This window comes from Acinetobacter sp. YH12249, assembly GCF_013417475.1.
GTDB lineage: Bacteria > Pseudomonadota > Gammaproteobacteria > Pseudomonadales > Moraxellaceae > Acinetobacter.
This window is the reverse complement of sequence record NZ_VPDX01000006.1, coordinates 65,644-87,933: the sequence shown is the minus strand read 5'-3', so window position 1 is coordinate 87,933 and position 22,290 is coordinate 65,644. Positions and strand designations below refer to the sequence as shown.

At 44.1% G+C, this 22,290-nt stretch carries 20 protein-coding genes and 1 pseudogene; 10 read left to right on the top strand and 11 right to left on the bottom strand.

Features of this window, described 5'->3' with window-relative positions:
* The first annotated feature begins 137 nt into the window (after positions 1 to 137).
* Together FTV25_RS05215 and holA are read left to right on the top strand one after the other, a co-directional pair.
* On the top strand, positions 138 to 671 hold the full coding sequence (locus FTV25_RS05215; RefSeq protein WP_004782084.1) for a hypothetical protein: 534 nt from the start codon (positions 138 to 140) through the stop codon (positions 669 to 671).
* A gap of 9 nt (positions 672 to 680) precedes the next feature.
* Positions 681 to 1,679 (top strand): DNA polymerase III subunit delta, encoded by a 999-nt coding sequence (holA, locus tag FTV25_RS05210; protein WP_180002366.1) that lies wholly within the window; start codon positions 681 to 683, stop codon positions 1,677 to 1,679.
* Here holA and FTV25_RS05205 read toward each other — a convergent pair.
* Positions 1,676 to 2,125, bottom strand: a pseudogene (locus FTV25_RS05205) (bacteriohemerythrin). The gene holA and the pseudogene FTV25_RS05205 overlap by 4 nt on opposite strands.
* Before the next feature lie 601 nt (positions 2,126 to 2,726).
* On the opposite strand from FTV25_RS05205, the gene FTV25_RS05200 reads away from it, so the two are divergent.
* Genes FTV25_RS05200 through FTV25_RS05190 form a run of 3 tightly spaced genes read left to right on the top strand, consistent with a single transcriptional unit; the run spans position 2,727 to position 7,502 of the window.
* The gene (locus tag FTV25_RS05200) at positions 2,727 to 4,100 is read left to right on the top strand and encodes a MacA family efflux pump subunit (RefSeq protein WP_180002367.1); all 1,374 of its coding nucleotides are present in this window, start codon (positions 2,727 to 2,729) and stop codon (positions 4,098 to 4,100) included.
* Between the two features lie 2 nt (positions 4,101 to 4,102).
* Entirely contained in the window at positions 4,103 to 6,079 is a 1,977-nt protein-coding gene (locus tag FTV25_RS05195; RefSeq protein ID WP_180002368.1) for a MacB family efflux pump subunit, read from the top strand.
* A 10-nt stretch (positions 6,080 to 6,089) separates the two neighbouring features.
* Positions 6,090 to 7,502, top strand: coding sequence for an efflux transporter outer membrane subunit (locus tag FTV25_RS05190; RefSeq protein WP_180002369.1), 1,413 nt, complete (start codon positions 6,090 to 6,092; stop codon positions 7,500 to 7,502).
* Between the two features lie 56 nt (positions 7,503 to 7,558).
* Here FTV25_RS05190 and FTV25_RS05185 read toward each other — a convergent pair whose 3' ends face one another.
* On the bottom strand, positions 7,559 to 9,373 hold the full coding sequence (locus tag FTV25_RS05185) for a tetratricopeptide repeat protein (protein ID WP_180002370.1): 1,815 nt from the start codon (positions 9,371 to 9,373) through the stop codon (positions 7,559 to 7,561).
* A gap of 102 nt (positions 9,374 to 9,475) precedes the next feature.
* On the bottom strand, positions 9,476 to 10,246 hold the full coding sequence (locus FTV25_RS05180; RefSeq protein WP_004782076.1) for a ThiF family adenylyltransferase: 771 nt from the start codon (positions 10,244 to 10,246) through the stop codon (positions 9,476 to 9,478).
* A 198-nt stretch (positions 10,247 to 10,444) separates the two neighbouring features.
* On the opposite strand from FTV25_RS05180, the gene FTV25_RS05175 reads away from it, so the two are divergent.
* Positions 10,445 to 10,693, top strand: coding sequence for a hypothetical protein (locus tag FTV25_RS05175; RefSeq protein ID WP_180002371.1), 249 nt, complete (start codon positions 10,445 to 10,447; stop codon positions 10,691 to 10,693).
* A gap of 34 nt (positions 10,694 to 10,727) precedes the next feature.
* Here FTV25_RS05175 and orn read toward each other — a convergent pair whose 3' ends face one another.
* Complete coding sequence (gene orn / locus FTV25_RS05170; RefSeq protein WP_004782074.1) at positions 10,728 to 11,282, bottom strand: oligoribonuclease; 555 nt, start codon at positions 11,280 to 11,282, stop codon at positions 10,728 to 10,730.
* Positions 11,283 to 11,406: 124 nt separating this feature from the next.
* Between orn and rsgA the strand changes: the two genes are divergently transcribed.
* The 4 genes from rsgA to secB all read left to right on the top strand — a co-directional run bounded on the left by rsgA (position 11,407) and on the right by secB (position 13,736).
* Complete coding sequence (gene rsgA / locus FTV25_RS05165) at positions 11,407 to 12,465, top strand: ribosome small subunit-dependent GTPase A (protein WP_180002372.1); 1,059 nt, start codon at positions 11,407 to 11,409, stop codon at positions 12,463 to 12,465.
* 93 nt (positions 12,466 to 12,558) lie between these two features.
* A complete protein-coding gene (locus FTV25_RS05160) occupies positions 12,559 to 12,966 on the top strand; it encodes a rhodanese-like domain-containing protein (RefSeq protein WP_005232169.1) in 408 nt (135 codons plus the stop codon).
* Between the two features lie 21 nt (positions 12,967 to 12,987).
* A complete protein-coding gene (gene grxC, locus FTV25_RS05155) occupies positions 12,988 to 13,242 on the top strand; it encodes a glutaredoxin 3 (RefSeq protein ID WP_004782071.1) in 255 nt (84 codons plus the stop codon).
* Positions 13,243 to 13,277: 35 nt separating this feature from the next.
* Positions 13,278 to 13,736 (top strand): protein-export chaperone SecB, encoded by a 459-nt coding sequence (gene secB, locus FTV25_RS05150; RefSeq protein WP_004782070.1) that lies wholly within the window; start codon positions 13,278 to 13,280, stop codon positions 13,734 to 13,736.
* Between the two features lie 51 nt (positions 13,737 to 13,787).
* Here the strand turns inward: secB and FTV25_RS05145 are convergent, their stop codons facing one another.
* The 7 genes from FTV25_RS05145 to FTV25_RS05115 form a co-directional block, all read right to left on the bottom strand.
* On the bottom strand, positions 13,788 to 14,186 hold the full coding sequence (locus FTV25_RS05145) for a cytochrome b562 (RefSeq protein ID WP_180002373.1): 399 nt from the start codon (positions 14,184 to 14,186) through the stop codon (positions 13,788 to 13,790).
* 189 nt (positions 14,187 to 14,375) lie between these two features.
* Positions 14,376 to 15,182 carry an enoyl-ACP reductase gene (locus tag FTV25_RS05140; protein WP_005232173.1) on the bottom strand — a complete coding sequence of 269 codons (807 nt, stop codon included), beginning with the start codon at positions 15,180 to 15,182 and terminating at the stop codon, positions 14,376 to 14,378.
* A gap of 128 nt (positions 15,183 to 15,310) precedes the next feature.
* The gene (locus FTV25_RS05135; protein ID WP_180002402.1) at positions 15,311 to 16,132 is read right to left on the bottom strand and encodes a TatD family hydrolase; all 822 of its coding nucleotides are present in this window, start codon (positions 16,130 to 16,132) and stop codon (positions 15,311 to 15,313) included.
* A complete protein-coding gene (locus tag FTV25_RS05130; RefSeq protein ID WP_180002374.1) occupies positions 16,129 to 17,091 on the bottom strand; it encodes an RsiV family protein in 963 nt (320 codons plus the stop codon). The genes FTV25_RS05135 and FTV25_RS05130 overlap by 4 nt, the downstream gene beginning before the upstream one ends.
* A gap of 49 nt (positions 17,092 to 17,140) precedes the next feature.
* Positions 17,141 to 17,968 carry a hypothetical protein gene (locus FTV25_RS05125; protein WP_166136334.1) on the bottom strand — a complete coding sequence of 276 codons (828 nt, stop codon included), beginning with the start codon at positions 17,966 to 17,968 and terminating at the stop codon, positions 17,141 to 17,143.
* A 95-nt stretch (positions 17,969 to 18,063) separates the two neighbouring features.
* Positions 18,064 to 19,656 carry a peptide chain release factor 3 gene (locus FTV25_RS05120; protein ID WP_180002375.1) on the bottom strand — a complete coding sequence of 531 codons (1,593 nt, stop codon included), beginning with the start codon at positions 19,654 to 19,656 and terminating at the stop codon, positions 18,064 to 18,066.
* A 287-nt stretch (positions 19,657 to 19,943) separates the two neighbouring features.
* On the bottom strand, positions 19,944 to 22,001 hold the full coding sequence (locus tag FTV25_RS05115; protein ID WP_180002376.1) for an EAL domain-containing protein: 2,058 nt from the start codon (positions 21,999 to 22,001) through the stop codon (positions 19,944 to 19,946).
* Positions 22,002 to 22,290: the final 289 nt, after the last annotated feature.

Below are 22,290 nucleotides of genomic sequence, written 5' to 3'. Positions count from 1 at the left end.
TCTCCTCCCTTTTTTAAAGGGAGGTAGGGAGGGATTAAAAAACAATTCCAAACAAAGCCCGTTGCCAGCCAACGGGCTTTGACTTTACAATCCGGTTCAGGATTTCAAATATTTCCCCAAGGGAAAAGAGGATACTCATGCATTTAGGCAAACGTTTAGCAGCAATTGTTTTAACTTGTGGTCTAAGTGCAGGCCTCGTCGGCTGTGGCTTTCATTTAAAAGGAACCAATCCGAGTTCCGCACCTGTAGCTTACTCAGTCATGAGTCTGGCCCTCCCTGACAATACTGAAGATCTTCAGGAAAAACTGGCTGTTTACCTGGGTGCTGCTGGAGTACAGCTGAGTAATGCACCTGATGCTTATGTCTTACGTGTCCTAGATTACACCCCTCGCCGTTTAGAATTGAATGGCAAACTGGTGGAAACCTTATTGCGTCTGAATGTGACTTTCCGAATCGAAGATGCACAAGGCAATCCGGTGACTGAACCTCGTACTGTAATCGCGACCCGTACCTATCAATATGATATTGAAACCGTGAATACGGATGACCAGGAACAAAAATTCTTAAATCAGGTCCTGATTGATGATGTGGCCCAGCAGATTGCCCGTCAAATTTCTTCGAATCGTTTGCCATTGGCAAAACCAGAAACTTCGACTCAACCAGCCCAATAAGATGACCCAATGAAACTTGACTACCTCCAGGCATTAAAACGTGTCAATGAAGCTCGCGGTGCCTGGGTGTTGCATGGTCAGGAGCCTTTGCTGGAACAGAATCTGGTAGATGCCTTTCGTAGCAGCTGGCAAAGCCGTGAAGTTGAACGCCAGCGTTATGATATTAGCTCTGCCTCTGACTGGAAAAATGTCTTCAATGCTTTAAACAGCCTGTCATTATTTTCTAGCCAACTGGCAATTGAAGTGCATGGCAATATCAAACCGGATGCCAGTGGTCTCAAACTATTAAAAAGCTATCTGCAACAGGACAGTGACAACCTGCTGTTGGTGGTCATGCCGAAGCAAGATGCCAGCAGCCTGAAATCCAGCTTTTTCCAGACCATTGATGCCAATGGCGTAAATGTATCGCTAGTGGCCAACTACCCAAAAGATCGTCAACAGATCCTCGGAATTGAAGCGGAAAAACTAGGAATTAAGCTGGCCAATGACGCCTGGCAATGGCTAGAGCAGCATCATGAGCACAATTTGCTGGCAGCCAAAAATAGCCTGATGCGCGTAGCAGATACCTTTGCTGAAGTAGATATTATCCAGATTGACCATCTATATGCCTGCTTGCAGGATCAGTCCCGTTACAGCACCTATGATCTGAGTGATGCCTTGCTGAATGGGAATTTGGCACAATCAATTAAGATCTTTCAGTATCTGATTGCCTCAGGTGAACCGATGAGCCTGATTTTGTGGAGTATCAGTAAAGAAATGCGTCTATTGATGCAATTATTTGAACAGCCACAAAATGCCTTACAAATTGGTATCTGGAAGACTAAAGTGAGCTTATATCAGCAAGCCTTGCGTCGTTTAAGTCCACAGCGCTTTTTAAGCTGGCCTCAGCTTTTGATCCGGATCGATGCTGCAATCAAAGGGATGTCCAGAGAGAACCCTGAACATCTGATCTTGCAGGCCATTGCTGAAATGTGCGGTCAAAGCTTGTTTGCATCCTCGAGTGCCTAACTAAAGAAACGCGCGAACCAGCCTTTGCCTTTTTTCTTCTCCTGCGTTCGCAGGTAGCTCAGCATATTATCCCGTACTGCTTCGACATAATCCTGATCATCGTGCTGAATATGGTTGATGAGCCATTTGGACAGAAGAAGATACAAATCTTTTTCAATGGACTGACCTTGCTCAAACTTCAGACGATAATCATTCAATTTTTTGACAAATAATTCATGTATGCCGCGATGTGAGGGCAAATATTGATAACTCACCTGTTCCAGCAGGTTTTCCTCAAAGCTGAAATGTGACTGGGTATAGTCGATCAAATCATCTAAAACCTCCCGGATTTTATCGCGATCTCCGGTACTTTTGACCTACTCTAAAGCATTTATATAGTCCAGAATCTGGCGATGTTGATGATCAATCACCTCAATTCTAATATTGTAACTTTCATTCCATTCCATCTATGAACCTCATCAATTTTCTTAGTAAAGTCGTATTATTTTTTCGCTCATTAAATAAGCATATTCTCTTAATGAATAAACCCATATTTTTTTTATGGAATTAAATATTACAAACTTTATTTGCTTAAATCTATATGTAAAAAATAGATTTTTTAAATTTTAATAGAACACATCATTCGAAAAATTAGATTAAAAAATAAAAGAGGTTGGCTTTAGCGCAGAATTATTTTTACAACAAATATCATTAAAAACTTCCATGATATTGAGCAGCACTATGGCGTATTTTTATCAGCAATTTAGTGGCCAAGTTTTTGCATGCAGTATATCTGAGAAGTACTTTATACTCCCATGAAGATTTAATTGATTCATCATATGATCAATATTTTTTGGATAGCTAAATCGTATAAAATTTCACCTAAAAAAGATGATTCCAATAGGAGTAGGTCAATGAATCCTTTATATAAAATCAGGTTTTATCTTATATGCTTTTTTAAACCAGGCAGTGGAAAATAGTTCTCATTTTAAATAAAAAAAATTCACGTTTTATCCTAATTTCGCTTTTATAATCAACTGTTATCCTACGACCCGAATCTGAATCCATATGCCAAAAATAAAACCTACGAAACTCATTATGGCGATTGTAATTGCCATCCTGATGGCAGTCACTGCCTGGTATTTTCTGAAACCAAAAGAGCAGCAGCCACAATACATTACAGCTGAAGTGACCCAAGGGGATATTGAAAATTCGGTACTGGCAACTGGTGTACTTGAAGCCACCAAAATGGTCAGTGTCGGTGCCCAGGTTTCGGGTCAGGTTAAAAAAATGTATGTGCAACTCGGCGATCAGGTCAAACAAGGCCAGTTAATTGCCCGAATTGACTCTGTTCGTCAGGAAAATGATTTAAAGACTGCTGAAGCCAGCATTAAAAACCAGATGGCACAGCTTGCCGTGAAGCAGGCCAACCTTGCCAAGGTGGAAGCCGAGTATAAGCGTCAGCAAGCCATGTATGCCCAAGATGCAACCTCGCGTTCAGAACTGGAATCTGCATTAGCCAGCTACAAAACCGCTCAGGCAGATATCACTGCGATTAATGCACAGATTGAGCAGTCACGTTTAACCTTGGCAACCGCGAAAGAAGATCTCGGTTATACCCAAATCGTGGCGCCAATGGATGGAACTATCGTAGCGATCGTGACTGAAGAAGGTCAGACTGTAAACGCCAATCAAAGTGCACCAACCATCGTAAAACTAGCACAGCTGGATACCATGACGATTAAAGCTGAAATTTCCGAAGCCGATGTCATGAAAGTTCAGGAAGGCCAAACAGTGTACTTCACTACTTTGGGTAATACTGATAAGAAAATTTACGCAAAACTGCGTCAGGTTGAACCTGCACCAAATTCAATTAATACCGAAACCAATACTTCAAGCTCAACTTCAGGCTCTGCAGTGTATTACAATGCCCTGTTTGATGTACCGAATGAAGATGGCAAGCTGCGCATTGATATGACGGCGCAAGTCTATATCGTTCTTGATGAAGCACGAAATGTACTGACTGTTCCGGCGGCTGCCATTCAAGGTTCAAACCGTCCACAACGTCCAAATCGTGGTGAAGGCTCTAGCGGAGCCGGTGACCCATCTGGACGTGGCGAAGGTCAGGATCAAGCCCGTGGCGATAGTAAACGTCCGGAAGGTGACGGCCCTCTTCGCTTAGAACTTTCTGATGCTGAACGTGCCCTGATTGAACAAGGTAAAGCTCAGCGTGCCATGGTTCGTGTATTGCAGGCAGACGGTACAGCAAAACCAACCCCTGTCCTGATTGGTCTGAATAACCGTGTTACTGCACAAGTGATCAAAGGCTTGAAACGTGGTGATCAGGTTGTGATTGCAGATGGCTCTGATACTTCTAATGACGGTGCTAAACGTGGCGGCAGTGGCCGCGGTCCTGGTGGCGCCGGCCCAATGAGAATGTAAGCATGAATCAACAACAGCAACCTCTACTCGAGGTCAAGAATCTGGTTCGTGAATTCCCTGCGGGTGAAAGCACGGTCCAGATTTTAAAAGGGGTCAATCTGGAGATTTATCCGGGCGAACTGGTCGCCATTGTCGGTCAGTCCGGTTCGGGTAAATCCACCCTGATGAATATTCTGGGCTGTCTGGATAAGCCGACCAAGGGCAGCTATAAAGTTAAAGGCCGTGAAACCCGCGAACTTGAAGCCGATGAACTGGCACAGTTACGTCGTGAATATTTCGGCTTTATTTTCCAGCGTTATCATCTGCTCAGTGATTTAAGTGCGGCAGGTAACGTCGAAGTTCCTGCAATTTATGCCGGTGCAGATTCAGATACCCGTCACGAACGTGCTGTCAAATTACTGACTGATTTGGGCTTGGGTGAAAAAACCCAGAACCGTCCGAGTCAATTGTCTGGTGGTCAGCAGCAGCGTGTTTCGATTGCCCGTGCCCTGATGAATGGCGGTGACGTGATTCTTGCCGACGAACCAACCGGTGCACTGGATAAGAATAGCGGTATTGAAGTGATGCGGATTCTGCGTGAGCTGAATGCCAAAGGTCATACCATTATTCTGGTCACACATGATCATAACGTGGCAAAAAATGCGACGCGTATTATCGAGATTTCAGACGGGAATATTATTTCAGATAAACCGAATGTGCCTGAAGTTGATGATGGTTTCGAGAAAGAAAATCTGGTCCGAAATGAACAGAAGAAAATCTCGAGCTGGCGTTCTGCAGTAGACCGTCTCGGTGAAGCTTTCCGTATGGCCTTATTGGCCATGAATGCGCACCGGATGCGGACCTTCCTGACCATGCTCGGGATTATTATCGGGATCGCATCGGTGGTTTCGGTCGTTGCGCTGGGTAACGGTTCACAAAAGCAGATTCTGGAAAATATCAGCAGTCTTGGGACCAATACCATTACCGTGTTCCAGGGCCGGGGCTTCGGGGATAATTCACGTTCCTCCCAATCCAAGACGCTAATTCCCGCTGATGCCGATGCACTGGCAGAACAGCCTTATGTGGATGGGGTCAGCCCATCGGTCAACAGCAGTGTCACTGGACGCTTCAAAGAGATTGAAGCATCAACTACCGTCAACGGCGTTAGTGAAGACTTCTTCTATGTTAAAGGTATGACCTTTAAATCAGGTCAGCCATTTGATAAGGAAAGTATCACTGAACAGGCGCAGGATGTGGTGATTGATACCAACACCCAAAACACTTTCTTTGCAGATGGCACCAATCCTGTCGGTCAGGTGCTGCTTTTAGGCAGTGTACCAAGCCGAGTGATTGGCGTCATTGATGCGCAAAAAGGCATGATGGGAAACAATGATAGCCTGAATGTCTATCTACCCTATTCTACCGTCATGAGCCGTATGCTGGGTCAACCGAATGTACGTCAGATCATTGTGCGTATTAAGGATGAATATCCGAGTGCAGCTGCTGAAAATGCCATTTTGAATTTACTGGTCCAACGTCACGGCGCGCAGGATGTATTTACGCAAAATGCAGACAGTATCCGTGAAACGATTCAGCAAACGACTCAAACCATGACCTTGCTGATCTCGGCAATTGCGGTGATTTCACTGGTCGTGGGTGGTATCGGCGTAATGAATATTATGCTGGTTTCCGTGACTGAACGTACTCAGGAAATCGGGGTACGGATGGCGGTCGGTGCGCGCCAAAGTGACATTCTGCAGCAGTTCCTGATTGAAGCTGTTCTAGTTTGTATTCTGGGCGGTATCTTAGGCGTATTGCTGTCACTCGGTATCGGTCAGCTGATTACCCATTTTGCTGGAGGAACCTTCCAGATGGCATACTCGACCACATCGATTGTCGCGGCCTTTGTCTGCTCAAGCCTGATCGGTATTGTGTTCGGCTTTATCCCGGCACGTAATGCAGCCCGTTTGAATCCGGTCGATGCACTTTCTCGAGAATAAGGAATCTGATATGCATACTCTTACCAAACTTGCCAGTGCCCTGATTCTAGGGAGTTCATTGGTTGGCTGTGCGGCCGTAGTGAAAACGCCGTATGAACAGCCTGCTGTACAGGTGCCTAACAACTTTCAAAACAGTAAAGCTGTAAGCCAGCAAATCCATGCTGATATTCTGGCAGATCAATGGTGGACTCTATTTAAAGATCCGCAATTGAATAATCTGGTGAATGACGTACTGGCAGCCAATAGTGATCTGGCCGTTGCCGGGATCAATTTACAGCAAGCTCGTATTCAGGCCAGACAGACACAAAGCCAGCAAGGTGTACGTATCAGTGATGCGGGGTTAACCACGCGTAGAAGCTTTGATCTGGAAGATGGCAGCAGTTCATCCGGCTTTGGGGTTAATTTCCCTGGCTTAAGCTATGAACTGGATCTGTTCGGTAAACTGGCCAATCAGACTGAAGCAGCACGCTGGGAAGCCCTGGCATCTGAAGAAGACTTGCAAGCGACTGCACAAAGTCTGATTGGTACGACTGCTCAACTGTACTGGCAGCTGGGTTATCTAAATGAACGTTATAGCGTGGTTCAACAAAACCTAGCGACTGCACAGCGTACCTATGATCTGGTCAATGTCCAGTATCGTGCCGGTGCTGTGTCTGGTTTGGATTTAACTCAGGCTGAACAGGCCATTCAAAGCCAGCAAGCGACCTTAAGCCAAATTGAACAGCAGCGTGTGGAAACACGTACGGCACTGGCAGTACTCATGAATATGCCTGTGCAACAGCTTTCGATTCAGGAACCTCAACGTTTACCGAATATTACTTTACCGTCGATTGAAGCCGGCTTACCTGCTAGCCTTCTCTCCCGTCGTCCTGACTTGAGAGCTACTGAATTGCGTTTGCGTAAAGCCTTGGCCAACAAGGATGCCAATAAAGCCAGTTATTATCCTTCGATCAGCCTGACTGGCAGCCTAAGTACCGGCGTGGGCACCAGTTCATCATTGTCAGATGCACTTAAAAATCCGGTGGCGACCTTAGGTGCTGGACTCAGCCTGCCATTCCTGCAATGGAATGACATGAAGCGTGATTTGCAGGTGAATGAACTGGAATATGAAAAAGCGATTATCCAGTATCGTCAGACCATGTATGAAGCTTTTGCCGATGTAGAGAATGCCTTGTCTAATCGTACTGAACTCACCAAACAGGTTGCGTTACAACAGCGTAACGTTGAACTGGCTGAACGTACTGAACGTTTGACCGAAGTGCGTTATCGTAATGGTGCAGTAGCATTGAAAAATCTGCTGGATGCACAGGAAACTACGCGGAATGCCCGTCTGTCTTTGGTGCAAACCCGACAAAGCCAATACAATGCTTATGTGACCCTGATGCAAGCTTTGGGTGGTAGCCCGATCAAACAACTACCTTAAGCAATATATTTGACTCAAAAAAGACCGCTGTTAGTCAGCGGTTTTTTTATTGAAGTTTACATATGCAGATAAGCATTTACATTGTTGAGCTGTTCAATAGAAGGCTCATGTCCTAACAGACTGCCTTTTTCTAGCCATTGACGGGCAATTGCAATATCACGTTCTACACCAATGCCTTTGGTATATAAGCGCCCCAGATGACTATAAGCATCAGCATTCACCTGCGCAGCCGCTTTACGATAGCACTGGATTGCCTGATCCAAATTGGCTTCAATGCCAATTCCTTGTTCCAAAGCCTCACCTAAAGCATTTAGTGCGAGACCATTATGCTGGCTCAAAGCCTGTTGCAGATATTTCAGTCCTAAAGCCGTATCTTGCTCCACCTTCTTGCCCTTTAAATACATCAAGCCTAATTCGGCCTGTGCTTGTGCATCTTCCAATTGAGCTGCCTGATGCAGATAACGTTTGGCCTGTTCCTCATTCACTTCAAAGACTGGATAAAAACCAGAATATGCTTGATACAGATACCAGGCAGCCTTACTTGAACCTTTCGCCACCGCCTGATTCAAATATTGAATTGCTTTTTCTCGTGTCGGTAGTGGATATTCAGGCAAGCCATAAAAACGTCCCACTATATAAATCAGATCAGCTTCAGACTGTGCTGCAAGTTGCTCTTGCTGTGCAATTTCCTGAATCATTTGGGTAGCTTTAGCCGTATCTTTTGCTACACCTACTCCGTTTAAATAGCAGAGTGCCAGGCCCATCTGACTAAAGCGATGATCAGGATCGCTTTGCAAGGCATGTTGATAGAGTTCAAATGCTTTCTCCGGTTCATGTGCGACCAGATAGGATTCAAAATATAGTGCGGCAATCAGACTCAAGGCCTGTGGATGCTGGGTTTGTGCTGCTTCAGACCAGTAGCGAAATGCCATGGTTTCATTTTTTTGTACATACCAGCCATGAAAATAAGCCAGACCGATCAGGGTTTTGGCCTGTGCATCTTTATGTTCTTTGGACTGCTGTAATAGATGCTGAAACACCCGTTGACGTTGATCAGGATCAATACTGCCGAGTAACACGCCGGCATAGTAGTCATATAAACCACTCTGATCACCCAGATGAATACAGCGTTTAATGAAATTCAAAGCCTGCTGTTGATCTTTGGACAAGACTTTGCCATTTGCATAGGCTTCGGCAATATCCTGATTGGCAGCCAAGTGATCCTGCTGTGCTGCCAGAAACAGATAATGGATACCCAAACTTAAATCTTGCGCTGCACCATCCGCCAAATAATATTGGGCTAACTGATACTGTGAATTGGCATGTCCCTGCTCGGCATTTTGAATTAACAGTTGCAGACGTTGCTGTTCTGCAGTGTCATGGTCAGATTCAGCCAGCTCAGTGATGCGATACTGCGCATCCAGATGACCACGCGCGACCGCATGCCGATACCAGTACAAGGCTTTTTCAGGATCATTTAATTGGTATTGATGACCATCATAGATCTGGCCTAAATGATAGGCTGCATCCTCACCACCTAAACTATAAGCTTTTTCAAGAAAGCTTATGGCTTTTTCTATGCTCTGCTCACGCCCTTGTCCGTTTAAGTGCATCAAGGCCATACCTACATAAGCCTGTGGCAATTCCTGCTGCTGGGCCAGTCCCTGATAAATTTGATAGGCACGTTCATAGTCTGGATGATGCGGATCCGTACTTAGACGCGTTGCATATTTCAATTGAGCATCAATCTGCTCAATCCATAGATCATGATGCACGGCTTTGGCCTGATCACGTTTCACCGGATCAGGACGTTTCCACATCCAGATTGCTAAAGCCCCAATCCCCAAAACCAGCACTAGCAAAAACCACATAGCTGCTCCAAAACCAAAACATTGTTTTTGTTATATGTATAAAAATTCATTTTAAACTTAGCATAAAAAAAAGCACAGATCGTGTGCTTTTTTTTGACTCAATCAGGCTTTAAGTCTTTTACTATCGAGCTTTTTCAATACTTCCGATACTGCAACCATGGCGAAGCTAGAGGTCACTACCACTGCAGACCCATAACCACCACAGCGTAAGCCTGCGCTTGCACAAACATCTGCACTCGAGAATGGGTTATCGATAGAGTAGACACAAGTGATGCCAAATTTTTCTTTTGGCTTTTTACAGATACCTTTAGCACGTAATTGCGCACGTAATTTTGCCAGCATTGGATCCTGTTCGGTTCTGGATAAATCGGCAACACGGATTTTTAAGGGATCCAGTTTACCGCCTGCTCCACCGGATACAATCAATGGAACCTTGTTAAAACGGCAATGCAGCATCAAGGCAAATTTCGCTTTGACGTCATCGATACAGTCCAGAATGATGTCAGGATTTCCTGACAGAATTTCTTTCACATTTTCTGGCGTCAGATAATCGTCAATCAGATTGATCTTGATGCGTGGATTAATCGAACGGCAGCGTTCTGCCATGATTTCGATTTTTTCACATCCTAGTGTCGCCGTCATAGCTGGTAACTGACGGTTAATATTCGATGCTGCGACCACATCCATATCGACCAGTGTGAGCTCACCAATCCCGGTACGTGCCAATGCTTCGACTGCCCATGAACCAACACCGCCAATTCCGATCACCATCACGTGACTGTTTTCATAATGATGAAAGCTATCGTCACCATAAATTTTGGCTACACCCGCAAAACGGCGGTCATACTCATCATCTTGAAGCAGATCAGTCATAGGTCATCAATAGCAAGAAAAACACCAGAGCATTTTAGCAAAATCATGGGCACTTTACTGCCATTAAAATCCAGATACAAAATCAGTCAAAAAAGCTTTCTTGTGCCATCGCTAAAACACGTAAAATCGATCAAATTACAACCACCATAAACTTCACAATATTTCAATTAGGATTACCTTAAAGGGAGCCAGATCAGCATGCTATTTAACGCCCTTTTTGCCCTGGTGGTTTTGCTGTTCCTGCTCTATCTTTACGGTTTAACCTTTAAAAAGCAGAAAAATTATTATCTCAGTATCATGATCCGTATCCTGACTTTGGGATTATTTGCCTTGATTATCCTGGATCAATATGAAACCCAAACCCATCTTGCTCTGGTGCTTCTGACCTGGGTACTGTTTGAAAGCAGTGAAAACTTTTATCACAAGAAACTTTCTGCCAAGCAATAAAAAAGAAGCTTTCGCCTCTTTTTCACTGTTCGGATTATTTATTCATAATGAAGAAATATTCACGATAATATTTCAGTTCGGCAATCGAATCACGAATGTCATCCATCGCTAGATGCGAAGCATTTTTCTTCAGACCACTCATGATTTCAGGGCGCCAGCGTTTTGCCAGCTCTTTTACTGAAGATACGTCTAGATTACGGTAATGGAAATACTGTTCCAGTTCAGGCATTAAACGGTGCAGAAAGCGACGGTCCTGACAGATCGAGTTACCACACATCGGCGATACTTTTGGATTGACCCATTTTTTCAGGAATTCAATCGTTTCACGTTCTGCATCCTGAGCAGTCAATTTACTGCGGCGTACACGCTCAATCAGGCCAGACTGACCATGCTGGCGAGTATTCCACTCGTCCATCGCATTCAGGATACGGTCAGATTGATGCACAGCTAGCACGGGCCCTTCGGCAAGAATATTTAGGTTATCGTCCGTTACAATCGTGGCAACTTCAATAATCTGGTCATTGTCTGTATCTAGACCTGTCATTTCCAGGTCAATCCAAATCAGGCGGCTATCCGGGGTGCTGCTCATAAATGTGCAATCTTATTAGGCTATAAAACATTTATAGTAGCAAATTTATTACGTCGATGCTGTAACTGACACCCCGCTTCATGCTATTTTTGCCATCTCGCTCCCATGGTTTTTTAGGATTTGAATGGCTTTAATACGTAAACGTCGTTTAACTGAACAACAACAACGTCGTATTCAAAAACAGCACAAAACGCGTCAGGAAGAGATCGATACCTCTCAAGACCTGGAAGGACTGGTCGTGCAGCATTATGGCCGCCAGCTTGAAGTCCAGGCCTTGTCTGTACCTGAACAGCATCCTGAAAAACCGGTCGTGGCTGAAGGTGAACCTGAGCCATTCTGGAAGCCGATTGAACTAGGGAGTGTCTGGCGCTGCCATACCCGAACTAACCTGGAATTGCTGGTAACAGGTGACCGGGTCAAATGGCAGGCTGATCCCAATACCGGACTCGGCATTATTACAGCGATTCATCCGCGCACTTCTTTGCTGACCCGTCCTGACCGTTACCACAAGGTTAAACCGGTTGCCGCCAATATTTCCCTGATTGTGATTGTGTTCGCGCCATTGCCTGAACCAGCACCAGGTTTGATTGACCGTTATCTGGTGGCTTGTGCAGATGCAGAGATTCCAGCACTTTTAGTGCTCAATAAATCAGATTTGCTCAAGGAAAATGATCCGATTCTGGATTTGCTTAAAGAATATAAAGATTTGGGTTATGAAGTCATGCAAACCCAGTCCGATGGCGATCTGACAGAACTGTCCGCTCGTCTAAATGAAGAAACTGTGGCTTTCGTCGGTCAGTCTGGTGTGGGTAAAAGTACGCTGATTAATGCCATCGTTCCGGATGCTGCACAGAAAACCAATGTCATTTCTGAAAACTCGGCACTGGGTCAGCATACGACGACCTCCACACGTCTGATTTCCTTTGGCAATGGCGCTGCTCTCATCGACTCACCGGGAATCCGTGAATTTGGTCTCTGGCATCTGACCTTGGACAAAGTTCAAAGTGGTTTTCCGGAAATTGAAAATCTGCTCGGTCACTGCCAGTTCCGTAACTGCACACATAAACATGAAAAACAGTGTGCCTTACGTCAGGCAGCATCAACAGGGGAAATTTTGCCGCGCCGACTGGACAGCTATTTACGTTTAACTGACGAAATTAACGAAGCGCAGCAAAAAAATTAATTTTCTTAAGGCTTAGCCCTTGAAGCGGTGATTTTGATCACCATATTTATGAGCTATACTCTTGGCAATTTTAAAATTGTAATTAGGTGAATTGTGGAACGTTGGTTCGAGTTTATGGGGAATCACCCCTTCTTGTTTGGAACACTCGCGGTACTCGTGGTTGTCTTCTTCATCATCGAAGGTCAACGTAATGGTCGCAAAATCTCTCCGCAATCGCTGGGAATTTTAGTTAAAGCAAAAAATGCCATGCTGATTGATTTACGTGATGCCAAAGACTTCCGTGAAGGTCACATCAGTGGTAGCCGTAACATTCCATATAGCCAAATTACAAAACACGTTGATGAGTTAAAAGCATCTGATCGCCCGTTGGTGTTCATTTGTAATCTTGGGCAAGTTGCAGGTTCTGCACTTCAACAGGTAGGTCATGCAGATGCCTACCGTCTGGATGGCGGCATTACAAACTGGAAAGCTCAAGGTTTACCTTTGGTGAAAAGCAAATAATCTGCGAACAGGAGATTGATCATGGCTGAAGTTACTATCTATTCGACGACAGTATGTCCGTATTGTATCCGTGCAAAACAGCTCCTTGAGCGCAAAGGTGTTGCATTCAAAGAAATTAATTTATCGAATGAAGCCCCTGAAGTACGTCTTGAATTGATGCAACGCACCAATCATCGTACCGTGCCACAGATTTTTATTAATGAACAATTCATCGGCGGTTTTGATCAACTTTATGCCCTAGAGCGTGAAGGCAAACTAGACGAATTACTGGCTTAATCTACTAAAACCTACCTCATATCAAGGATTAAAGAATGAGTGAAGAACAACAAGCTCAACCACAATTGGCATTAGAGCGTATTTACACTAAAGATATTTCTTTTGAAGTTCCTGGGGCACAAGTTTTTACCAAGCAATGGCAACCTGAGTTAAACATCAACCTTTCTTCTTCTGCAGAAAAAATTGATCCGACTCATTTTGAAGTGGCTTTAAAAGTTGTGGTTCAAGCAACCAATGAAGGTGATACAGCGTTTATCGTTGACGTGACTCAAGCAGGGATTTTCCTGATTGATGGCGTGGAAGAAGAGCGTCTGCCATACATTCTTGGTGCTTACTGCCCGAACATTCTGTTCCCGTTCCTTCGTGAAGCGGTAAATGATATGGTCACTAAAGGTAGCTTCCCGCAATTGCTGCTTACTCCAATCAACTTCGATGCTGAATTTGAAGCGAACATGCAACGTGCGCAAGCTGCTGCTGTTGAAGGTCAAGCTTAATCACTTGATCTTGAAGTTAAAAAAGACCGTAATTGCGGTCTTTTTTATGGCTTATTTAAAGGCTTGATGCCCCTGCTTTTTAATCTGATCCATTTTCACTGTGAGGGTTTGGGCTTTGGCTAGCTGATTGGCTGCAACAAGTTGCTCAGCTTGTTTAATCTCTTTCAATAAGTCAGTTAACAATCCCTGATAAGCCGTAACTTTTGCATCTTTGAATTTTAGCTTTTGTAGACCTGATGGTAAATTTTTCTGGCAGACTTCCACAGATTTTTGCATGCCTTGCAATGCTGCCCGCGCCTCTTTGCTATCCTTGGCAGATTTGAAATTTTTTAAATGATGGTCAAGTTCATGCATATTGTCATGATAGTGATTGTCTGCTGCCATGCCCGACGTGGTGATCCCCACAGTTCCCATCACAAAAATCATGCTGATTAAAAAATTTTTAAACATCCTTAATTGTCCTGTATTGTTTTTATGTTAAACATCTTAGTGGGAAAGTCCTGAAAGATAAATTATTTTGATCCAAATTCTTGTATCACTTGTCATCAGACTTACATCATTAACAATTAGAGTTAAAAATAAAAAACCCTCAAAAACTTGAGGGTTTTTCTCTGCTGAGAATTAATCTCTTAAAGAGACTTATTCTGCATCCAGCATCAGTTCAGCACTCATGCCCACTGTATTATAACCAGCATCGACATACATGATTTCACCAGTAATCCCGTTCGCCCATGGTGAGCACAGGAACAATGCTGCATTACCGACATCTTCAATGGTCACATTGCGTTTTAGTGGAGCCACTTTTTCATTCAGATCCAGCATTTTACGGAATGATTTAATGCCAGATGCTGCTAATGTACGGATTGGACCTGCTGAGATCGCATTGACACGAATACCTTCTGCACCCAGGCTAGATGCCAGATAACGTACACCTGCCTCTAAAGAGGCCTTCGCCAGACCCATCACGTTGTAGTTTGGCATCACACGCTCAGAACCTTGATAAGTCAGGGTTAACAGGCAGCCTTGACGTACAGCCAGTAATGGCTTCGCAGCGCGTGCCATCGCGATAAAGCTGTACGCACTGATGTCATGGGCAATCTTAAAGCCTTCACGATCCGTCACATCAGTAAAATCACCATCTAAAGTATGTGCTGGTGCGAAACCGATTGAATGTACGACACCATCCAGACCATCCCAGTGTTTTGCCAGTTCTGCAAATGCATTGTCAATTTCTGCATCTACAGCCACATCACAAGGAAAAACCAATTCCGAACCGAATTGTGCAGCAAAATCATCTACACGTTTTTTCAGCTTTTCATTTGGATAAGTAAAAGCGAGTTCTGCACCTTCACGATGTAATGCCTGAGCAATACCAAAAGCAATTGATAATTTACTTGCAATACCTGCGATCAAGAAGCGCTTACCCGCCAATAGTCCTTGTGCCATGTGAATCTCACTCAAAATAATTTATATGCATGATGCCAAGTCTCAAGCATTTTAGAAATTGCATAATGCACCTTTTTTCACTGGATCATACATTGAAATACGCTTTCCGACCGATGTAGGGTTTTATCTTAGATCGCTAGATGTAAAGCCTGATGGGTATTTTTCCAGAGCTGCTGTGCCAGTTCATCTTGATCCATGTGCAGACTCTTGGCCAGGCCTTGCAGGACATAAGGCAGATTGGCAGGCGTATTGCGAGTTCGCTGCTCAGTAGAATGCTGGCAACATAAGGGCGTCATGTCCGGACAGTCGGTTTCAAGCACCAGATGTTCCGGTCCTACCTGCTGTACCACCTGATGCAGTTTTTTGGCATTCGGATTGGTGATTTGCCCTGTTATCCCAAGCTTAAAGCCCAGTTTAATAAAGGCTTTCGCCTCTTCAATCCCGCCACCAAAAGCATGGGCAATACCACCTTGTTTAAACTGATGCTGTTTTAGAATCTGTAAAACATCGGCATGAGATTTACGGATATGCAGTAACACAGGTTTATCAAACTGCTGCGCCAGTTCCAGCTGTGCAGCAAAAAAATCTTTCTGTTTCTGGAAAAGTTCCGGCTGTTTATGCCGTTTATCGGAAGTATCCAGACCAATTTCACCAATGGCAATACAAGGCTCTGTGCTTAATAACTGCTCCAGATCCTGTAAATGCTCAGGTTGATGCTGCTCAATATAAAATGGATGCAGGCCGGGTGCCAGATGACTTTGAGGCGCATTGTCTAACTGATTAATAAAATGATGCGTCTGCAATAAATCCTTAAACCGGCTCTGTAAAAAACCAATTAAGACCAGATGCTCCACCCCTGCTGCTTTGGATGCATAAGCCAGCTGTTCCCGATCATGATCAAAATCGGGAACATCAAAATGGGTATGGGTATCAAATAACGAAACCATCAGCGTGCTTTGGCAGGAGTTGCAGGCTCGGCTTCTGAAGCAGCGTTCTCTGTTTGAGGCAGATATTCAGGTTTCAGAATGCCATTCAGCTGTTCATAAGGAATGACCAGACGTGGCAAACCCACCACATAAGGACCAATCTCATATTCGGCATATTGCAGTGCCAATCCCTGTTTAGACAGATAGAAATTATCAGTCAGTTTGAATTTCCAGGCCTGTTCATATTCAGCTACATCATTGGCCAGTTTGGATTCCATCACCCAGGCTTTAAAAGCCTCATAAGCTTTGGCTTCAAGTTGAGCCTTTTGTTTAGGCAAAATGATATCATCCAGCTTAATCAGCTTTTTCTGCTCAAGGTCAAAATTGTAATAGGTTTGAGCAGAAGCGCCATGTGCACCACCCAGATAATGGGTACTGTTTAAAACCACAGTCGCAAGTGGATCGCCAGACTGCAGAATTCTCGGTTTGATCATCAGGCTAATACTATGACTGGCACTGAGTGCTTTCAACTCCTTATCCAGATTCAGGAAAGTCTGCATATGCGGCTGAATCTGCTGTTCAAGCTGCTGTTTTGGAGTTTTGACATTGGCTAATGCGGTTTGCGGTTCGGAAGCAGCGGCTTCAGCTTCACTGGCAGCCGATGCTTTCGCCGGTTCGATCGCATCAATAGACAAAATACCTTGTAGCTGCTGCAGAATCTGCTGATCTATCCATTCATCAATAAATGGCTGATTGCTTTTCAATCGCTCAATAGAAATCTCAGGACAGTTTTTTCCTTCACATTCAGGCAAGGCCAGTTTCAGCTTCTCAGTATCACCGCTCAGCTTCAGCACTTCAGGCTGAGCCTGTACCACTTCAGGTGCAGCAGGTTCTTTCGGCTCTCTTTCCTTAGGCTGGCAGGCACTCAGCAAAACTGCTGATGCCAATACTGACAGACATAAAACATTCTTATAATTTGACATGCATTAACCTTTATTCAACATCATCATTTATCCTTGCAGGACCTACCTGTTAGAACATATTCTGATAAATATCCACTTTCAAGACTTGTTGTGTTTGTTCTTTGGTTAAATAGATGTCCAGTTGTTTGGCATCTTTGCTAATTTCCTGACTCCGATAATGTAGACCAATTCCTTCCTGATCAAAGAACCAGTCCGCCTGCCCCCAATACAGTTTTTTTGGAGCTTTCTGCTGGACTTCTGCATTATTGTCCTTTAACCATTTTTGGTAAGCCTGCTGCACAATTTGGTCCATCTGCAACTGCTGTTCAGGATTGATAATATCCAGAGGACTGAGTATTTTTTGCTGCACACGATCAGCCACAAAGAAATAATAGCGTTCATTGACACGGATATTTTCCTGAGTGCTGTCTACCCCAATTTGCATTAACACAAATTGATTGCGCTGATAAGGAATACGGGTATAAAGAGATAATTCGTAGGCCTTATTCAGTTTGAGCTGGGCTTGCCAGGCATCGGATTTTTTTACATAGGCATTAACCGCCTGCTGCAGGCTCATATCCTGCTTTAGGCCAATTTGATCCTGAATCACTTTCGCCTGCTGCTTTTCAATAGACTGGTTTAGCCAGGAATCGGCTGTCTTTAAGGTCTGAATATCCAGATTAATACAGTTTTTGGTCTCACAAAATGGCAAGGCAATATCGGCCGATTTCTCCTGAATATTCAGGTAAGGCAAAAATTTGGCTTTTTCTTCAGGGGTGACTGCTGCAGATTTTTTTTGTTCTGTAGCTGGCTGTTTTTTTTCATTTTTATCACATGCTCCAAGTAACAAACTACAGCCAATGACTGAGCCGAGCAGGATTTCCTTACTAAACTTCATGATTTTTTAGAGATATAAGTAATGAGTCGTTTAAATGTAGCACAAAATAAAACAGCTTCCGGAGAAGCTGTTTAACATTTTCCAAGCCTGAAGGCTTAGTGTTCGCGTGTATTACGGAATACGATATCTGGATAACGTTCTTGCATCAGCTGTAAATTCACCCGGCTTGGTGCAAGATAAGTCAAGTGACCACCACCATCTACAGATAATTGGTCATGGGCTTTTTTCTTGAATTCGTTAAATTTTTTCTCATCTTCACAAGATACCCAACGTACTGTATTGATGCTCACTGGCTCATAAATACAGTCCACCTTGTACTCTTCTTTCAGACGATAAGCTACCACTTCGAACTGCAGCACACCCACAGCACCAACAATCAGGTCATTGCTGTTTTGTGGCATAAAGACCTGAGTTGCACCTTCTTCAGACAGCTCTTTCAGACCTTTTTGCAGCTGTTTTGACTTCAATGGATCTTTGAGACGGACACGGCGGAACATTTCCGGCGCAAAGTGCGGAATACCGGTAAATTGCAGTTTTTCACCGGAAGTGAAGGTATCACCGATCTGGATGGTACCGTGGTTATGCAGACCGATTATATCACCCGGCCATGCTTCTTCCAGATGCTGACGGTCACCGGCCAGGAAGGTCAAGGCATCGCTAATACGGATCTCTTTATCGATACGCACGTGCTTCATTTTCATGCCTTTTTCATACTTACCTGAACAGATTCGCATGAAAGCAATACGGTCGCGGTGTTTCGGGTCCATATTGGCCTGAATCTTGAAGATAAAGCCTGTGAAACCTTCTTCATCCGCCTCTACTTTACGGTCTTGAGTTGGATGCGCTTTTGGAGGCGGTGCATATTCGCTAAATGTATCCAGAACATGGTCGACACCGAAGTTACCCAAAGCAGTACCGAACAGCACTGGAGTTTGACGGCCTGCCAGGAATTCTTCACGATCTAATGGCTCATTCGCCATTTGTACCAGTTCCAACGATTCTTCAAACGCAGCCCAAGCCAGCTCTCCGACTTTTTCACGTAAGTCTGCATGATCATAGCCATCACGAACTTCGATATCAGTAATCACTGAACCAAAACCGGCTTTATAGACATAGAACTTTTCTTCGAGCAGGTTATAGACACCTGCAAAGTCACGTCCTGTACCGAGTGGCCAGGTAATCGGCACACATTTAATTTTCAAGACATTTTCGATCTCATCCAGCAGCTCTAAAGGCTCACGGATTTCACGGTCCATTTTGTTGACGAAAGAAATGATGGGGGTGTCACGCATACGACACACTTCCATCAATTTAATAGTACGTTCCTCGACACCTTTTGCACCGTCAATCACCATCAGCGCCGAGTCTACCGCAGTGAGGGTACGGTAAGTATCTTCCGAGAAATCTTCATGCCCCGGGGTATCCAGCAGGTTAATCATCTTGTCCTTGAACGGGAACTGCATGACGGACGTGGTGATCGAAATCCCACGCTCCTTTTCCATTTCCATCCAGTCAGAAGTGGCTGCACGATCCGATTTACGGCTTTTCACCATACCTGCAACCTGAATGGCCTGGCCCCATAACAGCAATTTTTCTGTCATGGTGGTTTTACCGGCATCGGGGTGGGAAATAATGGCGAATGTACGTCGCTGAGCGACCTGTGCCGCTAACTCATCTTTAAAACTCATGGAAAATACCTACTGCAGAACCGCAGTGCTCAAGATCAAATACGATCAATATGAAAAATTGACGATATTGTAGCAGATTTCTAGAGCCAATAAGCAGCCCTATAAACTGGAGAAATCGCAGTTTCCCATTCTCTTTTCTGGTTGAACTGATATTTTTTTGGCTCGTCGATTTAACGGATTTAATTCACTACCCAATCTAGAAATTATAAATCGATAACCACATAAATTTTATAATTTACAATTGATTAGTTTAATAATAAAAAATTCTAAATAGTGATTTACCGGGTTCAAGAAACAAAGACCCTAGCTTCAAGTTGCTCGACATCCATCGGTTTACCCAGCAGATAGCCCTGCATCTGCTGACAGCCCAAACGGGTTAAAATTTCTGCCTGCTGCACAGTTTCAATTCCTTCAGCTGTCACTTTTAAACCGAGTTTAATGGCCAGCTGAATAATACTTTCAAGAATCATTTCTTCCTTGGAACCTGCACTCAGACCCTGAATAAATTCCTTGTCAATTTTCAGCTCATCGACAGGCAGGTTTTTTAAATACAGGAAGCTAGAATGCCCGGTACCAAAATCATCAATCGCCAACTGGATGCCCATTTGACGCAACTGCTGCAAAGTCCGGATACTCGAATCAATATGATGCATGGCAGTCGATTCGGTAATCTCGATCATCAAATGTTGAGGATCAATTTTATATTGATTCAGAAGTTGTTCCAGTGTGCTGATCAGATGCTTATGCTCAAACTGAACCGCAGATAAATTGACGCCGATTGGGAAAAAATCAGCATGATCAGCTTCCCAGAGCTGAATCTGTTTGCAGGCCTGCTCTAGAGCCCAGTAGCCCATCGGAATAATCAAACCGGTTTTTTCTGCTCCGGGAATAAACATATTCGGACCCAGCAAACCATGCAATGGGTGCTTCCAGCGGATTAGCGCTTCTACACCACAGATCTGCTCATCATGGGTAAATTTTGGCTGATAAACCAAGATAAATTGCTGTTCTTCTACTGCCTTATACAGATCATTGATCAGTTTACTCTGGCTTTTGCTTTCATGCTGATCGGTCGAGAAATTAAAAACAGAATAGGTATTCCGTCCCTGATACTTGGAAGTCAACATGGCGGCATCTGCATTGATCAGCAGATCCTGCAGATTCTGGCCATGCTTCGGATACATGGCGATCCCGATACTGCCCGAGATATTGATGGTCTTGCCACTGATCTGGAAACTTTCCTGAATCAGTTCCAGAATCTTTTCTGATATTTTCGAGGCCTGCTCTACTGTAGTATTTTCCAGCACCAGCAGAAATTCATCGCCACCGATACGCAGCAGTTTGGAATCATCTCCCAGAATTTGATGAATACGATAAGCCAGCTGAATCAGTAGCTGATCCCCAACGTGATGGCCAAACACATCATTCACGGCTTTAAAGCGATCCAAATCAATATATAAAAAAGCGATTTCATGCTGAGCATCTTGCTGCCGGCCAGAAAACAGCAATTGTGCATATTTGACCAGATATAAACGGTTTGGCAGTTTGGTGAGATTATCCTGAATCGCCTGATTCGCCAGCTCTTTATTGGCCAGCATCAGCTGACGGTTACGTGATTCAAAGCGTAACTCCAGCATGGCTACGCCAAATGCAGTCACCAGTACCAGACAACTAATCAGGATGACTGAAAATAGCAAGTCATAGTGGGAATGACTGATCTGGCTCAATGGATGGGCATTTTCATAAAAACTGAGTGCCGCCATTCCCGTATAATGCATCCCGACAATGGTCAACGTGAGCATACTTGCGACCACGAGCTTCATCCGGATCGTACTTTGCACTGCCTGTCGATATTTGAATGCCACCCAGAAACTGAGTCCAGCCCCACTTGTCGCAATCAGAATCGAACAGATCATTAATAAAGGGTGATAGGCAGTCACATGATTTTTAACATTCAGGCCCAGCATGCCCACATAGTGCATTCCTGACATACCCAGCCCCATCAGGACAGCCCCTAGAATCAGACGGGCACAAGGCAAAGTTTTACGGGTGGTGAGCCAGATGGCAAAGGTTGCTCCCACAAAGCCAATCACATAAGAACTTAAGGTGAGTGCAGTATCTATATCATAAGCATCAGGAAAATGAGCTGCCGTCATGCCGACATAATGCATTCCCCAGATCGCCAGTCCCAGCAAGCCACCGCTGAACAGTAAAACAAGGGTTTTCAACCTTAGCGATACATTACGAAATAGCATCTGCTCAAGCGTAAGCGTCAAATAGCAGGCAATAAATGCTACAGCCATCGATCCAATGAGCAGACTGACATCATGATGAGCATGAATCATATAAAATGTTCCATCTGGGCGATCATTTTTATTTTATTGCGCAGCTGTATTCGCACGATTCCCCGCTAAATTTACGCCCTATAAAAAATAAAATACTCTTTTTCAGAGTTCATCCCGACTGCTTCAAACTTGAAGCTATATACAAAATTTATTGCAATATTTTTATCTCTTCAGTAGCTGGAGTGAAGTTTAAAATTGCCCTGAATCGATAAAATAAAAATTCAGCTTATATATTAGAAGTCTTTGAGATTTTATCAATTGATTAAATTTAATATTCCAGCTTTTTTAT

What these genes read in the sequence shown, in the direction of transcription:
- FTV25_RS05175 (WP_180002371.1), top strand. Translation starts at nt 10,445, where the DNA reads ATGCTATTTAACGCCCTTTTTGCCCTGGTGGTTTTGCTGTTCCTGCTC.
- FTV25_RS05195 (WP_180002368.1), top strand. Translation starts at nt 4,103, where the DNA reads ATGAATCAACAACAGCAACCTCTACTCGAGGTCAAGAATCTGGTTCGT.
- holA (WP_180002366.1), top strand. Translation starts at nt 681, where the DNA reads ATGAAACTTGACTACCTCCAGGCATTAAAACGTGTCAATGAAGCTCGC.
- FTV25_RS05215 (WP_004782084.1), top strand. Translation starts at nt 138, where the DNA reads ATGCATTTAGGCAAACGTTTAGCAGCAATTGTTTTAACTTGTGGTCTA.
- orn (WP_004782074.1), bottom strand. Translation starts at nt 11,282, where the DNA reads ATGAGCAGCACCCCGGATAGCCGCCTGATTTGGATTGACCTGGAAATG.
- FTV25_RS05200 (WP_180002367.1), top strand. Translation starts at nt 2,727, where the DNA reads ATGCCAAAAATAAAACCTACGAAACTCATTATGGCGATTGTAATTGCC.
- FTV25_RS05140 (WP_005232173.1), bottom strand. Translation starts at nt 15,182, where the DNA reads ATGGCACAAGGACTATTGGCGGGTAAGCGCTTCTTGATCGCAGGTATT.
- grxC (WP_004782071.1), top strand. Translation starts at nt 12,988, where the DNA reads ATGGCTGAAGTTACTATCTATTCGACGACAGTATGTCCGTATTGTATC.
- FTV25_RS05190 (WP_180002369.1), top strand. Translation starts at nt 6,090, where the DNA reads ATGCATACTCTTACCAAACTTGCCAGTGCCCTGATTCTAGGGAGTTCA.
- FTV25_RS05120 (WP_180002375.1), bottom strand. Translation starts at nt 19,656, where the DNA reads ATGAGTTTTAAAGATGAGTTAGCGGCACAGGTCGCTCAGCGACGTACA.
- rsgA (WP_180002372.1), top strand. Translation starts at nt 11,407, where the DNA reads ATGGCTTTAATACGTAAACGTCGTTTAACTGAACAACAACAACGTCGT.
- FTV25_RS05125 (WP_166136334.1), bottom strand. Translation starts at nt 17,968, where the DNA reads ATGAAGTTTAGTAAGGAAATCCTGCTCGGCTCAGTCATTGGCTGTAGT.
- secB (WP_004782070.1), top strand. Translation starts at nt 13,278, where the DNA reads ATGAGTGAAGAACAACAAGCTCAACCACAATTGGCATTAGAGCGTATT.
- FTV25_RS05130 (WP_180002374.1), bottom strand. Translation starts at nt 17,091, where the DNA reads ATGTCAAATTATAAGAATGTTTTATGTCTGTCAGTATTGGCATCAGCA.
- FTV25_RS05115 (WP_180002376.1), bottom strand. Translation starts at nt 22,001, where the DNA reads ATGATTCATGCTCATCATGATGTCAGTCTGCTCATTGGATCGATGGCT.
- FTV25_RS05185 (WP_180002370.1), bottom strand. Translation starts at nt 9,373, where the DNA reads ATGTGGTTTTTGCTAGTGCTGGTTTTGGGGATTGGGGCTTTAGCAATC.
- FTV25_RS05180 (WP_004782076.1), bottom strand. Translation starts at nt 10,246, where the DNA reads ATGACTGATCTGCTTCAAGATGATGAGTATGACCGCCGTTTTGCGGGT.
- FTV25_RS05145 (WP_180002373.1), bottom strand. Translation starts at nt 14,186, where the DNA reads ATGTTTAAAAATTTTTTAATCAGCATGATTTTTGTGATGGGAACTGTG.